The organism is Prevotella communis (assembly GCF_022024175.1).
Classification (GTDB): domain Bacteria; phylum Bacteroidota; class Bacteroidia; order Bacteroidales; family Bacteroidaceae; genus Prevotella; species Prevotella communis.
On record NZ_CP091794.1, the window covers coordinates 2,227,660 to 2,245,976 of the forward strand.

7 protein-coding genes are annotated in these 18,317 nt (G+C 46.0%); 5 read left to right on the forward strand and 2 right to left on the reverse strand.

Translation table 11 applies throughout. The features are described 5' to 3' along the window. Nucleotides 1-17 precede the first annotated feature (17 nt). Both L6466_RS09195 and asnA read right to left on the reverse strand, forming a co-directional pair. Nucleotides 18-1,802, reverse strand: a complete 1,785-nt coding sequence (locus L6466_RS09195; protein ID WP_237803106.1) for a DNA polymerase III subunit gamma/tau — start codon at nt 1,800-1,802, stop codon at nt 18-20. Nucleotides 1,803-1,938: 136 nt separating this feature from the next. Next, nucleotides 1,939-2,976 (reverse strand): aspartate--ammonia ligase, encoded by a 1,038-nt coding sequence (gene asnA / locus L6466_RS09200; protein WP_237803105.1) that lies wholly within the window; start codon nt 2,974-2,976, stop codon nt 1,939-1,941. 236 nt (nt 2,977-3,212) lie between these two features. On the opposite strand from asnA, the gene L6466_RS09205 reads away from it, so the two are divergent. The 5 genes from L6466_RS09205 (at nt 3,213) to L6466_RS09225 (ending at nt 18,307) form a co-directional block, all read left to right on the forward strand. Beyond that, complete coding sequence (locus L6466_RS09205) at nt 3,213-7,742, forward strand: rhamnogalacturonan lyase family protein (RefSeq protein ID WP_237803104.1); 4,530 nt, start codon at nt 3,213-3,215, stop codon at nt 7,740-7,742. A 254-nt stretch (nt 7,743-7,996) separates the two neighbouring features. Then, a complete protein-coding gene (locus tag L6466_RS09210; RefSeq protein ID WP_431356493.1) occupies nt 7,997-9,430 on the forward strand; it encodes an IS4 family transposase in 1,434 nt (477 codons plus the stop codon). A gap of 49 nt (nt 9,431-9,479) precedes the next feature. Continuing rightward, nucleotides 9,480-12,638 carry a pectinesterase family protein gene (locus tag L6466_RS09215; RefSeq protein WP_237803102.1) on the forward strand — a complete coding sequence of 1,053 codons (3,159 nt, stop codon included), beginning with the start codon at nt 9,480-9,482 and terminating at the stop codon, nt 12,636-12,638. A 193-nt stretch (nt 12,639-12,831) separates the two neighbouring features. Continuing rightward, a complete protein-coding gene (locus tag L6466_RS09220) occupies nt 12,832-16,158 on the forward strand; it encodes a SusC/RagA family TonB-linked outer membrane protein (RefSeq protein WP_237803100.1) in 3,327 nt (1,108 codons plus the stop codon). 13 nt (nt 16,159-16,171) lie between these two features. Beyond that, nucleotides 16,172-18,307 (forward strand): RagB/SusD family nutrient uptake outer membrane protein, encoded by a 2,136-nt coding sequence (locus tag L6466_RS09225; protein WP_237795861.1) that lies wholly within the window; start codon nt 16,172-16,174, stop codon nt 18,305-18,307. Nucleotides 18,308-18,317 lie beyond the last annotated feature (10 nt).

Below are 18,317 nucleotides of genomic sequence, written 5' to 3' on the forward strand. Positions count from 1 at the left end.
TAAAACTCATCACTTTCTTAAACCAACTCCAAGCCAAACTCCTTACGCAGTCGCTCAATAGCTGGGTTCTTGCTTGTCATCAGGTCAAACTGCTGTCGTCTGGACAGTACCACCTCCCGTTCGGTTTGGTCAGCCACAGAAAGAGACAGCGTAATCTTATTATTTCTGAGATAGATCTTCAGCGTATTCACAATACTGCCTCTGATCTGTTCCATCTCATCTTTGATAATCTCATTTGGCACTACCACCTCCACCTCTGGCATACGACGAATGACAGGATTCATATTCTTCATTCTGGCCGCAATACCACTAAGCCGTTCAGGCATTCTGTTGCACATAGCTACCCACTGCAACTGTAATTCATCCAACGAGAAATTTGCCTGCTCAGTTGATTGTCCATTTGAAGCAGCAACGTCTGACGGAAGCTGGATCTTCAATTTTCTTCCTGAACCGCGCAGATTATTCCATGTGATACCGATACTCCCGGTTTTCAGAGTTGGCCTGGGAGTCGAGGGAGCAGATGGAGGAGGAGTCTGGGGCGTATTACTTACAGAACCAGTTTGAACAGGTTCAACAGCTTTACTCTGACTCTGTGGCGCAGCCACGGCCACCTGTGGAGCCGCCTTCGGTTTGGGCTGTGCCTGCTGAATCAGTTGCTTAAACAGGGATTTCAATCTTCTGGGCTGACGCCCATTTGCCGGCCCCTCCTCGGGCTGTGTCAACTGGGCAATTTCTATCAGTGTCAATTCCACCAGCAAGCGTTTATTACCCGACTGACGGTAGTTGATATCACACTGATTCATCAATTTCAGAGCACCATAGAGGAAACGCGTATCAGCATGCTGTGCCTGTTCCGTATAGCGTTTCTTAGCCTGATCACTCACTTCCAGCAAAGGCAATGTCTGGGGGTCCTTCGCCATCAGCACATTACGCACATGCTTAGCCAAGCCCTGAATGAGCAAGCCGCCATCGAAGCCATTACTGATGATGCTATTGAGTAGCACCATGATATCGCTCACTTTATTCTGTATGGCCAAATCTACCATACGGAAATAGTTGTCCGAATCCAACACATTGAGATCTTCTATCACCTTCTGATAAGTGATATTACCCTGACAGAACGATGCTGCCTGGTCAAAGATACTCAGTGCATCTCGCATACCACCATCGGCCTTCTCTGCAATAACCGCCAACGCCGCATCCTCATACTGGATGCCCTCTTTTTCTGCCACGTGTTTCAAGTGATCGATGGTATTCTGCACCGTCATACGCTCAAAGTCGTATATCTGACAACGACTCAGGATGGTGGGCAGAATCTTATGCTTCTCTGTAGTAGCCAGAATAAAGATGACATGTGCAGGGGGTTCCTCCAATGTCTTCAGGAAAGCATTAAAAGCCGCTGTCGACAACATGTGGACCTCGTCAATGATAAAGACCTTGTATTTTCCCACCTGCGGAGGAATACGAGTCTGTTCCATCAACGTCTTGATATGTTCTACCGAATTGTTTGAAGCAGCATCGAGCTCAAAGATATTCAGTGAGCGCTGCTCATTAAACGACTGACAACTCTCACACTCGTTACATGCCTCTCCATCTGCCGTCGGATTCTGACAATTGATAGCCTTCGCAAAGATTCGCGCGCATGTTGTTTTACCGACGCCTCGTGGTCCGCAAAACAAGTAGGCATGAGCCAGTTTGCCGCTCTTCACGGCATTTTTTAGCGTAGTGGTCAGAGCCAACTGCCCAACCACCGTATCAAACGACATCGGTCTGTATTTTCGTGCCGAAACAATATATTCCATATTTTTTGTTAGTTTGCGCTTGCAAAGTTAACAAAAAAAGCCAAAAGTGGAAAATGAAAAGTGAAAAATTTGCACCGCTTCAAAATTATTATATTTGCAGAAGCAAATTTTTCACTTTTCACATTACCCTTTATCCTTAAATCAGCGGCATACCCAAATCCTTGCACTCTTTCCGCATTTCATCGGGCCAGATAGAGGCCTGAATCTCACCGATATGGGCTTTATGAAGCAACACCATGCAAAGACGACTCTGACCAATACCACCACCGATACTCAAAGGCAGTTTATCATTCAACAGCTGCTGATGGAAATAGAGTTTCTCACGCTGCTGCTGACCTTCAATCTCAAGCTGACGCAAGAGTGACTCTTTGTCTACACGGATACCCATTGACGAAAGTTCGAAAGAACGCCCTAGCACAGGATACCAGATAAGGATATCACCATTCAGGCCCTTACGTCCGTCCTCTGCCACTGTCGACCAGTCATCATAGTCTGGAGCACGTCCATCATGTTTCTCTCCATTCGCCAGTTTTCCGCCAATGCCAATTACAAACACGGCACCACACTTCTTACAGATAGCATCCTCACGTTCTTTGGGCGTCTTATCGGGATACATCTGCAGCAGTTCTTCCGCATGAACAAAATGTATCGTCTCTGGCAGGAAGGGTTTTATCTGAGGGTAGCTCTCGCACACCAAATATTCCGTACGACGAATAGCAGCATAGATGCGCTCCACAATATTCTTCAGGAAGGCAAGCGTACGATCTTCACGACGGATAACTGCCTCCCAGTCCCATTGGTCAACATACAGTGAGTGGAGATTATCCAACTCCTCATCAGCACGGATGGCATTCATATCTGTATAGATACCATAACCAGGCTCCACCTCGTATTCTGCAAGTGTCAGGCGCTTCCACTTAGCCAACGAGTGTACCACTTCTGCACGAGCATCACCCAAATCCTTGATGGGGAAAGTAACCGCACGCTCCACACCATTCAGGTCATCGTTAATACCTAAGCCCTGCAACACAAACAAGGGGGCTGTTACACGACGAAGACGCAATTCCGTGGAGAGATTCTGCTGAAAGAACTCCTTAATCAATTTAATGCCCTGCTCTGTCTGACGCATGTCGAGCAGACGCTGATAGTCTACAGGTTTAATGACTTGACTCATGTTGTTATTAAAATTTTGGGTGCAAAGATAACAATTAAATATTAAATTGCAAATAATTTACGAATAAAACTTTTCAAAAAGTAAGAATAACACAATTTTCAGTAACTTTTTGAAAGAATACAGCATAAAAAGTCAAGGACAAAATATTAAATAATGTATAATTGACACACTTTTAGTTTTTTCTTCGTAACTTTGCAGCGTCAAAAAAGCTAACTGAAAACTATAAAATATAATCAATGAGACGATTTCTTCTTACAATGACAGCGCTAGTGCTCGCGACAGCAAGCATGACAGCTCAGCGTAGAACAGACCAGTTGGATCGCGGCCTTATCGCTATGAAAACCGCACGCGGTATGTATCTCAACTGGCGTATTCAGGCTGACGAATACTACGATGTATCCTACATTGTGTATCGTGACGGTCAGCCTATCAACGACAAGCCCCTTTCCGTATCAAACTACACCGACACAGAAGGTACCATCAACAGTAAATATACTGTTGCTGCCGTGGTAAATGGTGTTGTGAAGAATGTGAGCAAAGTGGCTAAAAACTGGACTACCAGCTACACTGAGATTCAGCTCAATCACGAGGGCATCAAGAGCACACTTGTTCCCAACGATGCCACCTGTGCTGATGTCGATGGTGATGGAGAACTGGAAATCATCATGAAGTTCGACAATCTGAGTGAGATGGAACAGTCCTACCCCAAGTATGGACCAAAGATTGATGGTGTTGACACGAAAGAATATACCATCTTTGAGTGCTTCAAACTTGACGGAACCCGCTTATGGTGGATCAACTGTGGACCAAACATGGCTGACTTCCAGAATAACGAACAAAACATCATGGCATACGACTGGGATGGTGATGGTAAAGCAGAGTGCATCATGCGTGCTACTGACGGTCTGACCATGCATATGAAAGATGGCAGCACCTATACCGTGGGTGATGCCAATTCCAACGTGCGTGGAGCCAATGGTGGTGGCGTCAACTGGTTTATCTGCACCGACGGAGAATACCTACTATATTTTAATGGTGAGACAGGTGCCAAATACCAAGAAATGCCCTACCCCTTGAAACTCCGTGAGACACCCGGTGCTGACCTTGCAACCGAATGGGGCCATTCAGGATGGCAGCATCGCAGTTCGAAGCATTTCTTCGGTGCGCCCTATTTTGACGGAAAGAAACCCAGCATTTTCTTGGCTCGAGGTATCTACACCCGTCATAAGATGATTGCCTATGATGTGAATCCCACAACCCACCAACTCACACAACGCTGGCGTTGGGACTGTAACGCAGGTGGCCCTTGGAAAGGACAGGGTTATCATAACTACTGTGTGGCCGATGTGGACTGGGACGGTCGTGATGAGATTGTCTTTGGCTCTATGGTCATCGATGATAATGGTAAGGGGCTATCAACGACAGGCTTCGGACACGGTGACGCAGAACAAGTTGGAGACCTAGACCCCTACCGTCATGGTCATGAAGTATTCGCCTGCATGGAAGACAATCCAGGTACAAACTATCGTGATGCCACCACGTCAAAGGTATACTATCGCTACATCGCCGGCAGTGATGTAGGACGCTGTATGGCTGGCAATTTCAGCAACGCTTTCCCCGGCTCTATGGGTACACCTACAGATATAGGTCCCATCAGTCTTGTTACATGCAAGACCGTTTCTGGCATTACAGAGGCTGGAGTCAATCAGAATATGCGTATCTACTGGGATGGTGACCTACTTGAAGAAACCTTTAACTATGTCAATGGCAAGAACACCGCAGGTTGCATAGCAAAATATGGTTCCTGGAGCCCCATCTACACCATGGACGGTTCTATGACCAACAATGACACCAAAGGCACACCATGTTTCCAAGGTGACATCTTAGGTGACTGGCGCGAAGAAGTTATTATGCGTACAGCCAATAACAATATTCGCATATACTCTACCCCAACAACGACCAAGTGGCGTATCCCTTCACTTTGGTACGACCATCAGTATCGCAACGCCATGGTATGGCAGATGTGCGGATATAACCAGCCACCACGTCCAAGTTATTTCCTTGGCGAACTGGAGGGAATCACCATGGCGCCACCACCATTGACTACGACAGGACGCGTGGAGGTAATGAACAACGGTACCATCGGAAGCAGTCTGAACGGACAGCACGTCATGGTATGCGAAACGACAAATAGCAATGTCACCATTGAGGAGGGTGCCCAACCTGAAATCCTGACATTCAACGTACCTACATGGGTACGAGGTTCGGCAGCTAGCGAGTGTACTACCAAGGACACAAAGATTAACTATGTGACCTATACATGCACTGTAAGCGGAAGCGGTATCAGTGGTAATGGACGTCTGGTAAAACAGGGTGACGGCATTTTGGAGTTGCCCAAGGTTGACATGTCACATACAGGAGAGACGAACATATGGGCTGGTGTACTGAATTTCGACGGCACAATGAAGAATTCCCCTCTCTGGCTCAACCGCTTTGCAGAACTCAATAGCGATGGAGGTCAGTTCCGTTCTATCAAGATGGATTATGCTTCTATCCTGCGCCCTGGTCGCGCAGACAATCGCGGTACAATCACGACCGACAGCTTGCTGTTGGGCTTTGGATCACGCGTCATCTATGATCTCTACGAAGATTTCTCAGCCGACCAAATCAACACAAAGTATTTTTATATTGAAACAAAGAACTGGCAGAATGGTCCAGACTATCTGACCCCTGTGATTGAAATTGCCTATCATGGTGAAGGTGACATTGAACCAGGCAAATACCTCATCGGCAAAGCAACCGAAATAAAAGGAAGCATCAATAACATCCGCATCGAAGGAGTTCCTTCCAACAAAAAGGCAACCCTCACCACGGAGAACGAAAGTCTCTATATTATTATAGAAGGTATGCGCAGTGCAACAACCATCAATTGGACTGGTTCAGAAAGCACTGTCTGGGATCTTGACAATACAACAAACTTCCTAAAAGGTGAAGAGAAGTCAACCTTCGTTACTGGTGATGACGTATTCTTCGGCGACGATGCCACACAGTTTAATGTAACCATCAACAGCGAACTGGAAACTGACACGATATTCGTAGAGAATACCAAGGCTTATACCATACAGGGTACAGGTTCCATCACAGGTAACTCCATGCTCAACAAGAGCGGAAAAGGTTTGTTGACCATCAAAACAGAAAACGCTTACACGGGAGGTAACCGTATATCAGGCGGTGCAGTCATCGTCACATCATTGGCAAACTCTACGCAAGCAAAAGGTAATCTTGGTGCAGTAACTACCAGCGCAAGCAAGTTTGTTATCGAAAATGGTGGAGAACTGCGTACTACAGCTGCAGTGACTAATGGTTCTACCATCAAGTTTGAGAGCGAGACAGGTGGTATCATCAATAACTCAGCCGACTTTATCGTGGACCGTGCCATGACTGGCACAAAACTCACGAAGAAAGGTACCGGATGGATGAAACTGAATGTTAATAACACCGGACTTAACACACTTGTCATCGCAGCAGGTACTGTACAGTGTATTAATTCCAGCACACCTGCCAAGACCGTTGAATTCCAAGGCGGTACACTACGTGAGAATACCAGCACCAGCTACACCATCAACGTACCTCAGGGTAAACAGGGATACTGGTACATGGCAAACCGCTCAACCTATTCAAACAAAATCACAGGAACTGGCACGCTGACAGCTTATTGTGTAACAGAGAAAGGTACGAACTACTATGCTACCCGCACCCCAGTACAGTGCGACTTCTCTAACTTTGAAGGCACATTGGTGGCCACCTCTAGTCTCGATGATCCCAGCGTACTGCGCTTCACACTTAACACAAGTAGTGGTATGCCAAAAGGTACAATGAACATTGGTTCCAACGTAGAGGTACAGAACAGTGGCAAGACCTTCCGTATCGGTAAGCTGACTGGTAGTGGTGCCCTTGGCGGTGGTTGCACATTCAGTAATGGCACCAGCGTAGGTGCCAACACATGGCAGGTTGGAAATGACGCCAACTGGGGCTGTTCTGTGAAAGTCACCTCCAATTCAAACCTTGTTAAGTTGGGAACAGGTAAGATTACCTGGTCAGGAGCCAATACCAATACCGGTGCTACGACCATCAAAGAAGGTGAGTTATGTCTTGCAGCTACAGGAAAACTGGGTACAGGAAAACTCACTGTAGCGCAAGGTGCAACCTTCTCTGGTGCAAACTCTACCAGCAAGCAACTGGAGAATGCTTCAGTTGAGGTGAATGGTACATTACGTCCAGGAAGCTATAGCGGAGCATTCTCAGGCTCCCTCTTCTTCGGAGGAAAGAATGTCACGCTCAACCAGTCGGCAGTATATATCGTAGGCACCAACAAATGTGCCACAGCTAGCGCGAATGGCTGTACAGCCCTGCAGAACATTGGTACTCTGACTATCAACGGCACCATTCGTATTGAACCCGTTTCAAGCAACACATTGGCTGTAGGCGACAGCATCCGCCTGTGGAGCAATGTGACGAAGTTTGTTGGCACGCCCACGATCGAGGGCACCAACGGCATTGAATGGGACGACAGCCGCATCAGCGAAGGATTACTCTTCGTGAAATCGATTGCTACAGACATCAAGCCTCAATTAGCCGATGTTAAATCTCAGATTGGCAACATCTACGATTTACGCGGTCGCTTGGTTCGAAAGTCAGCCACATCAACAGAGGGCTTGAAGCCAGGTATCTACGTAATAGAAGGACGAAAGTTCGTAGTGAAATAAAACTACATATATTAATAGTAAAAAAACGAGAGAATTCTTTGTGGTTCTCTCGTTTTTTCGTATTTTTGCACGCAGAATAAAACTAAAACAAATAAATCATCAATATTTTATCAATTAACTAAAGTTTCGCAAGTGATGGCGCACCTGCATAATTTAACATAAAATAGGAATAAAAATGGCTTCGAAGTTTGCTCAACTCACTGAAAATGAGTAACTTTATAGTCGCCAAACAATAAAGTTCAAACTTAGAAGCCGTGAGCAAAGGTACAACAATTATTTCAGATTTGAGAAGCTTTTTCTCAGAAAATGAGAATAACCGTGCAATTAATGCGATTATGAGAGTGATGGAGTGCATAAACATACGTCCGGAGCAGATAGGGACAGAGAAGAAAGAGAACTGCAAGTTCACGAACGTGCAGGTCCTTAATCTTTTGATGCTGTTCCCTTTCTTCGTCGTCAGGAATGCATACCGGTACTCTGGCTCTTCATTAAGCCGCTTGTTCTGTTGTGAGAAGGACATGTTCTATCGTTTTATGAATGATGGTGATATCAAGTGGCGCAAACTGCTGTATGCGATGAACCTCCAGCTGCTGCGTAAGATCAGCCGTAGCACCGAGGCTGAGCATGACAAGCCTGTCTGCCTGATTATCGATGACACAGACGCTCCAAAGAGTGGTCGCAAGAGTGAACTTATCGGCAAGGTTTTCTCTCATATCCAACATAAGAGCATCCTCGGCTACAAATGTCTGACGCTGCTTCTGTGCGATGGCATGAGCCAATTGTTTCTCGATTTCTCGCTTCATGGTGAAGAAGGCTGTAATCCTGACAAGAAGCAAGGGTTGACGGACAAGCAACGCAGTGAGCGTTTCTCTGCCGACTATACGGGGCAATGTGTTGAGGAGCGCATAAAAGAATACACCATGAAGAAGACTGACAAGGCAATCGAGATGGTGAAGTACGCTATCAAGCGTGGAATACGTTTCGACTATCTGCTGGTTGACAGTTGGTTTACCAGTGCAGACTTCGTTCGCCTGATTACCAGCCGCCACATCAAGTGTCATTTGATTGGTATGATAAAGATTGGAAAAACCAAATACCACACCCAGTGGGGTGATTTGACTGCTAAGCAGATTATCAAGAAGCTCCAGAAGCAGGGCCTCACCAAACATAACAGGACACTCAGATGTACCTACTGCACCATCGATGTGAAGTTTGCAGGTACCACCGTGCGTTTGTTCTTCTCGAAACGAGGCAGGAATGGGCTTTGGAATGGATTGCTCACTACGGACCTCTCGCTTAGTTTTCTCAAAGCATACAGGACGTACGCTATCCGCTGGACTACCGAGGTGGCTTATCACGACCAGAAGCAACTGCTCGACTTCGGCAGATGTCAGAGCGTACACTTCTCTGCACAGATTGCCAGCTTTACGCTGATCATGATGCAGTACAACATACTTTGCACGGTGAAGCGGTTTGAAGCCTACGAAACCGTCGGGGCGCTCTTCCGTGATACCACTGGCAACACTCTCGAGCTGTCCGCTTCGGACAGGATATGGGAACTTATATTGGACACCATCCTGGAAATCGCAGAGATGATCTCTGCCGATGCCAGTGAACTGCTTTCTGCGGTTATTGATGCCAATCCTAAGTTCCATAAGCTATATCAAATGTATAAATTAGTCGCTTGATGAATGAATATTCACTTGCGAAAGTTCAGTCAATTAACTAAAAAACAACATGAACAAACTATTACGTTATTCTCTGATGAGTTTACTTCTCATCATCTGTGGAGTGGCCCATGCAGAGTTTCCCCTAACAGCAACCTGGGATTTCACGAATTCCAACGTAGTGGCTGCCGCTGTAGCACTATCAGGTAGTACTGAGACTGGACAAATCAAGGCTATTGAAGACAATGGCCTGCTACTCACGATTGAAGCCAACGGACAGACCATCCGCAACAACGGCAACTCTATTCAGACAGGTAGTCCCGTTGTATTCAAGGTGCCAGTGCAAGGTACTAAAGATATTGTAACCGTAGTAGGATACCCAGGCTATTTTGCCTACGCCATCGCTGGTATTGACGCTACCGATGCCACTACAACCATCAACGCAACCATTAGCGACGTGAAAAAAGGCTACGTAGAGATTGTGAACAAAGGACAATACCTGATTTCCATAAGTGTCACACAAAATGAAGACAAGAAAGAAAAGGTAACACTAGACAATGAGGCAGCCTCGGCACACTTCGCATTTAACAATGGTACAGAGGGACAAACAGCAACATACTCGAATGCAGATTATTTTCTTTCTAGCAAAATTACCCATGGAGATGGTCTTGTATTGGAAGGCAAAGACAATAAGAATCTGAACCAGACGTGGTTCAATCCTGTAGCAAAAGATAGCAAAGCTAATGATGGAAATGCCATCAACTTCATTACCACGCCGAAACCCGGACTAATGTTTACAGCCAAGAAAGTATCATTTAAGACGACACGCTATGGAACTAACGGAGGTAAGCTCGACATCGCCTGGAAAAATTCTGACGGCACTTTGGTATCGTTGGCAACAGACAAACAGCCTGCGCGAGACAACGAGACTCCTAATGTGAGTGAGTTTAGTTTTGACATCACTGGAGCAAAGGCAGGTGATGGTGCTTGCGGACTACAGATAAATCTTTACAGTCTTGATAATGGCAAACATGTAGGTTTCTCTGAAATCATTATTGAAGGAACACTCTCTGGCACAGAGAAAGACGTACCAATTTTGACTTCATTCAAGATTAACGACAAAGAATATGCCGTAGAAGACGTATTTGGCGAGCAGTATGAAGCAACATTAAAACTCTCTAAGAAAGAGGCTATGGTAAGTGCTGAGAACAAGTTGACTGATGTTACAGCAGCAAATGGCGAGGTGGGTACTATCACTTACGAAGGCACAGAGACAACCTGCAAAGTAACCATTCCTATGACTGCAGGAGAGACACAGATGAACTATGTGCTCAATATCATCCAAAAGCCCGACTATACCTTGAGCTATATTGATGTAGACGGTAACACCATTTTAAAGACACAGACGGTCGAAGAAGATGGCACCATCGGAGAATTTGCCTATAGCATTGCCGATGTAGAAGCAACAAAAAATGGTTACAAAGCTCGTGGTTGGTTCAAGCAGAACTATCTAGGTGCGAAGTTCACCACTGACGATGTTATTACAGCCGATACTAAGCTATACGCTATTCAGACTGAGATGGAAGTCGCTAGTCTCAGTCGTAAGTACGTGTATGACCTGACTGACCCGAATTTCTTTGACGAAGACCACGAAGGCTTCAATAGCATTGGTCAGGGAAAATGGCACGACAAACAACACGGATGGGAATTCAAACCTGGCGACAAGATTGAATTACTTGTAGGTCCGAAGGCTACCATTAATTTCTCTCTTTGCCAATATTCACCTGCCAGCGCTACAATCGAAGCCAGCAACGGCGTAAGTATCAACACAAAGGTTGATAATGATGGCGGTGCCGGTTCAATCGACTATGAAGGCGAAAGTGGAACACTGACACTGACACTCAATGGTGGAGCTTATATTCACGACATCACCGTATTTAACACAAGCGAGCCCAACTTCACAAAACAGGGTGAATGGATTATCGTAAAGCAAGGTGATGCAAGCAGCCTGCTTGATGCTATCGAGATGGCAAAAGGTATTGAGAACGTTAAGATCTTCTTGCCAGACGGAACTTATGACTTAGGCGAAACTATGAAGACCATCATCAGTGGAAAGAACATCTCACTCATCGGACAAAGCGCAGAGAAGACCATTATCGTCAACCATCCTCCTGTAGCCATGGAAGGTCTTGACAAGGCAGATCTGCTGAAGAACACCGGTGAAGGTCTCTATATGCAGGATTTATCACTGAAGAACGATCTGAGCTATGGTGGTAACGACGGACGTGCCGCCTCTCTACATGACACTGGCACCAAGACTATCTGTAAGAACGTCATCCTGCTCTCACATCAGGATACCTACTACTCTAATAAAGTTGGTGGATTGTATTACTGGGAAGGTGGAGAACTACACGGAACAGTTGACTATCTCTGCGGTAATGGTAAGGTCTACTTCAACAAAGTAAAACTGGTCAATGAAGTGCGCAATAGTGCAACTATCACGGCTAATTCAGAACTCTACGTATTCAACAATTGTATAGTTGAGAATAATGCTGGCACCTACAACTTCGGACGTGCTTGGAGCGACAATCCTGTATGTATTTATCTGAACACTACCCTACTCGACGGTGGTGCTAAACTTGCCGCCACACGTTGGAACCTCAGTGGTCTGAACTGTGACTACAGCATTGCCGGTGAATATGGAACCATGAACGCTAATGGTCAGGATATTACTCCGGCCAAGAACGAGGTGACCTTCACAAAACAGAACACCAAACTGAACACCATTCTGGATGCAAGCGCACTGCAGACATACTCTATCGAGAATGTATTAGGAGACTGGGCTGCCAATGCACAGAGAGATGCACGTCAGTTGGATGCTCCAGCACATGCCAAGTATGAGGACAATACAGTGACATTCGATATGACAGACAATGGTATGATAGCTTGCGCCTTGTTCAAGAATGGCGAATTTGTTGCCATCTCTGCCAACGGTGTATTCAACGACATCACCATTGACCCATCAAAAGACGCGCTCACTATCCGCACTGCCAACATGCGTGGTGGATTTGGCCCAGAGGGTCCTGTTGCAGGCACCTTGTCAAGCGTTAATAATGTACAGACAGCAACCAACACATATAATGTAATCTACAATATGCAAGGTATGCGTGTACAGAAGCCTGAAAAGGGATTGTATATCATCAATGGCAAAAAGATTATGATAAAATAGTCCTTTTTATTGTATCAATTATACATCGGAGGCACTTTTTTCAAGGGTCTCCGATTTTTTTTATAAATAATTTGCTTATTATTAAAAAATTTGTTTATCTTTGCACCGATTAAGGTATCAGGAAACCTAGATCCAACTAAAACGAACAAAAAAGTACTATTAACATTAACAATTTAACAAACAAAAGCAAAGTATGAAGGACGCAATGAAATTATTGTGCAAACTATGTCTTTTGGCAGCGTTTTACGTGCTAGCTCCCCCCGAGCTTATGGCACAGACAACAGCAAAAGGACAAGTCTTCGACCAAACTGGCGAAACCGTCATCGGTGCTACCGTAGTGGAAAAAGGTAATCCCCAGAACGCCGTGGTGACCGATTTTGACGGAAATTTCACCCTTAACCTTAAAAAGGGTAAGACCGTAATCATTTCATACATCGGAACCAAGCCCGCAGAATTAGCAGCTGGTCTGAACATGAAAGTTGTCCTCGAGGACGACAACAATCTGATGGAAGAAGTGGTAGTCGTTGGATATACCAGTAAGGCTCGTAAAGACCTAACCGGTTCTGTGGGTTCTATCTCAGGTAAGAAACTGGAGGCAGTACCCGTAACTTCGGCAGCAGTAGCCTTGCAAGGAAAGATTTCCGGTGTACAGGTTACCACAGTCGATGGTCAGCCTGGCGCAGATGTTAACATCCGCGTTCGTGGAGGTACCTCTGTGACCCAGTCAAACGAGCCCTTGTATATTGTCGATGGTTTCCAAGTGCCCAACATCAATGATATTCCACCCACAGACATTGCCTCAATCGACGTATTGAAGGATGCCTCTTTGACAGCCATCTATGGTGCCAAAGGTGGTAATGGTGTTGTCATCGTGACCACCAAGTCGGCAAAAGAAGGTAAGGTGCAGGTGTCTTTCAACGGAAACCTGAAAATTAGTCATCTATCCAAGAAGCTCGATTTGATGAATGCTCAACAGTTTGCCAACTATCAATATCAGTGGCACTCCTGTAACGGCACACGCTCTACCAACGGAAAATTCTTCCGTGCCAACTTCGGTAACCCATACGACCTAGACATGTATTCAAGTCTGCCATCACATGACTGGCAGGACGAGGTGATGGGTGAGACCCCTGTCAACTACTCTACCAACGTGACGATTGGTGGTGGTTCTGAGAGTGTAAAATTCAACCTGTCACTGACCCAGAGTGAGGACAAAGGTATTATCATGGGCTCAGGCGTACGTCGTACAAACATCAATTTCAAGACCGACGTGAAAGTTACCAAGAATTTCTCTATTCAGTTCAACCCCAAGTTCACCTTCCGTCGTGACCAGGGTGCTGGTGGTAACAATATTGGTACAGGTGGTATTATCGACGTGCTGAAGTATCGTCCTACAAACGGTTTCCGCGAGTATGGTTACATTGACCCCACATATGCAGACCCTGCAGAAGAGGAGATGTTTACCTACACCAACCCAAAGAGTGATATTGCTATCAACCAGCTCATCAAACACGCCTATACTTATACAAACAGTGTAGCACTGAACTGGAAACCCATCAAGGATCTGAGTCTGCGCTCAGAAGCAACCATTGGTTTGCAATGGACAGACCAGAGCCGTTTCTATGGCGCATATACATCCGAGGGAAAGAAGACCATCCATAACTCACAGCCATTGGCCACTATCGCCAATACCAAGCGACTGAATTATGTATGGACTAATACAGCTTCTTACAGCCTCACCCTACAGGACGTCCACAATCTGTCGTTCTTACTCGGTCAGGAGATTTATGAGACACAGACTCGCACGAACTCAACAACAAACCACTTGTTCCCCGTAGCATTCACGGCTCGTGAGGCTTGGGACAACATGGGCTTCGGTACCCCCTATGATGTTTCGTCATCACTATCAACACCCGACCGCACGGCATCTTTCTTCGGACAGATTAGCTACAATTTCAACCACAAGTATCTGATTTCTGCAACGATGCGTGCCGATAGTTCTACGAAGTTCGCACCTGGCTACCAATGGGGCTACTTCCCCTCAATCTCTGGAGCATGGGTTGTTTCCGAGGAGCCTTTCATGAAAGATATCAGATGGATTAGCCAATTGAAGTTGCGTGCTGCCTATGGTCTGGCAGGTAACAACCGCATTAATTCTGACCTCTATCGTGAACTCTATGCCATAAACTCATCAGGTGGTCCTGGTTTCGGCGAAGTAGCATCACTTGGCGAACAATATTATGGCAACAACAGCGGTGCACAGTTCTACAATCACAAAATTAAGTGGGAAACAACGATTACCCGCAACCTGGCTGCAGATATCTCACTGTTCAATGGTCGTTTGACCATCACACCGGAATTCTATTGGAACACCACGCGCGATTTGCTTTACCGATCAGATTTGGTTCCCATTGGCTACACCAACCAGATGCAGAACATCGGTCAGGTAACCAATAAGGGTATCGAACTCTCTATCAGCGGTGACATTCTGCAAGGAAAGGACTATGTGCTGAGTGCCAACCTCACCTTTGGTCACAACAAGATGAAGATTGACAAGTTGAATGGTACCGACAAGGTGGTATGGGACCAGAATGACCGTTGGAAGTCCAGTTATAACGACTACTGCTTGCGCGTGGGCGATGAGGTTGGTCTGATCTACGGATTCGTGTATGACGGCATCTACCAGTTCGATGAGTTCTATTTTGACCCACAGAACAACTATCAGGCTATTCCTTGGGGCTCTAGCGCAGCCGACAATGGAACAAGCAACAACTGTGCACCTCGCGAGGATGGTTATATTACCGTTATCAACGACGTATCAGGTGATTCAAACTCAGGTATCGCTACCCTACCCGGTAAGATTAAGTTCAAGGATCTGGATGGTGACGGACGTATCACTGAGAACGACCGTACCGTCATTGGCAATACCAATCCTAAATTCCAAGGTGGTTTCGGTCTGAGTGGTCAGTGGAAAGACTTCGACTTTACCGCTAACTTCACCTATATGCTCGATTTCGATGTAAACAATGCAACAGCTTATACCCTATCATCATCAGAGGGCAACAAGAACAGTTTCTTTAATGTTCTTTCCAAGTTTAGCGATGGTTGGCAGTATAACGATATCGACGGTAGCATCACAGGCACCAAGGGTGATATCCTTTATAAGGCATATTATCTGACAGACCCTGTAAGCATCTACAAGCGTGGCAATCAGAACCGTGGTCTGTGGAACCCCACTGACGTCACCACCAAACTGACACACTCATACTTTATTGAGGATGGTTCATTCCTGCGCTGTAATGATATTACGATTGGATACACGTTGCCAAAGAACATCACCCAGAAATGGGGCATCTCGAAAGCACGCTTCTATGTCTCTACATCCAACCTGTTTATCATCACCAAGTATTCCGGTTATGATCCTGAGGTGGATATCCAGACTGGTCTGACTTGCGGAATGGATTACAACCGCTATCCACGTAGCCGCAGCTTCGTATTTGGTACAAACATCACCTTCTAATTAAGAAACAGATATGAAAATCAAGAATATCATTATAGCAGGAGTTGCTGCACTGACATTGGGTTCATGCAATGACTTTCTAGATGTGGAGGCACCATCTGCATATACGCCAGACTTTGTCTTCAGTCAGAAGTCAGAGATAGAACGTGCACTTAACGGTGTGTATGCCCAGGCCCTTGTTGGCGATTTGTATGGCAATGCCTATCAGCTCACGTTCAATCTGAATAGTGATGTTGATGTGACAATCACCTCCAGCGGTGCACACTCACACAGCACATACGCACGTTTCGACTGTGATGAACAGGGTGGCGATATTCAGAAATTCTGGACAGCTGCCTATAGTCTGATTGAATACTGCAATAAGTTTATTGCTTCTGCAGAGGGCTCTAAGTTCTATCAGAATACAGACAACGATCCAGAATGGGAACAAGATGCACAGGTTGCACAATGGATTGGCGAGGCCAAGTGTCTCAGAGCCATGATTTATCACGACCTTGTAGTTATGTTTGGCGACGTACCTTTCACCTTTACGCCAGCACGCGACCGTTCTAATTACGTATTCCCCGTCACCGACCGTCAGGAGGTGCAAGACACGCTCATCAAAGATTTGAAAGCTATCGCACCTTACATGTCAAGCACAAAGAGCGTCACCGTGGAGCACTGCTCTAAGGAGTTTGCTCAGGCAATGATTGCCCGTATTGCTCTGACAGCTGGTGGTTACTCCTTGCGCCCGGACAAGAATAATGCAAAGAGCTATGGTACGATGAAGCGTCCGGACAACTATACTGACTATTACAAGATAGCTCGCGATTATGCTGACTCAGTAATTAGCGCTGGTACACATGATTTGAAAGCCGAATATCAGAATGTTTTCGTCAACGAGTGCAATTATCAGGTGGTCAACGATGACGACCCCATCTTTGAGATTCCCTTTACGAAAGAATCTACCGGTAATACTGGTTATATCCATGGTCCGAAATACGACTCATACGAGAACCAGACAACTGGTGTCTGGGGCGAATGTAAAGGAAGCGCCCGTCTGCACGCTTTCTACCGCTTCCTGTTCAGAACTGGCGACAAGCGTCGTGAGTTTGTAAACGGATTGTGGTATTACACCTACCGTATGGACGAGAACAACAATCAGGTTGACTCTATCGTCATCTTTAACGACTATGCAGTGTTTAACAACAAGTGGTCTAAACTTTGGACAGCAGAAGGTTCTGCACTGGGAAACGGTTCTACAGGTTCTACAGGTATCAATTATCCTTATATGCGTTATGCGGATGTACTGTTGATGTATGCAGAAGCTGCTAACGAGCTGGATGGTGGACCTTCAGATACCAAGGCTGTTGAATGTCTGACAAAGGTTCACAGCCGTGCATTTGACGACGGTGATCCTACCTTCATTGCTACTGCTCAGACTTCAAAGGAAGCCTTCCAGAAGGCTGTGCTCGATGAGCGTAAGTGGGAGTTTGCCGGTGAAAACTCTCGTTGGCGCGACCTCGTCAGAACAAATAAGTATTCAGAGGAGTTGGTATATAGCTTCCTGCGTTACTATGCTGCAGGTATGGCACACAACTCAGGCTTTGAAGATGCTATCACAGAGCACGACGAGCAGCCTGCCAATGCAAGCTATATCAACCGAACACCGCTGACAGTGTACTATCATAAGTATTATACAAGCGAGGGTACCGACAATCAGAAGATGCTCTTCCATCGTCTATACAGCAACCAGATGTACGGATACACTGTTGATACAACGACACCATTCGACATCAACCTGAGCTATCCTAACCAGTCGCTGCCCAGCCTGCGTCTGTATAATGCCTACGCACCGCTCAGTCAGCCGACAACAGGTCAGATTACAGCATTTGGATTCTCTGCTGCAGGATGGAGCAACGCCAAGTTCTACAACTGGTATAACGATGCGACAGCACAACCCAACAACCAGTGTAAGTATAGTTACTACGGCTATATCCGTGCGGACGAGAATAATGCTTTATGGATTATACGCGACGGCGTTCAAGAGCAGTTTGACGCTATCCCTGCAGATATGAGCACACTTCCAGCCGTACGCTATATTCTCCCCTATCCTAACCAGGTTATTCAGCGCTCTGCCGGTGCCTATAAAAACTACTATGGTTATTAATAACACCTAG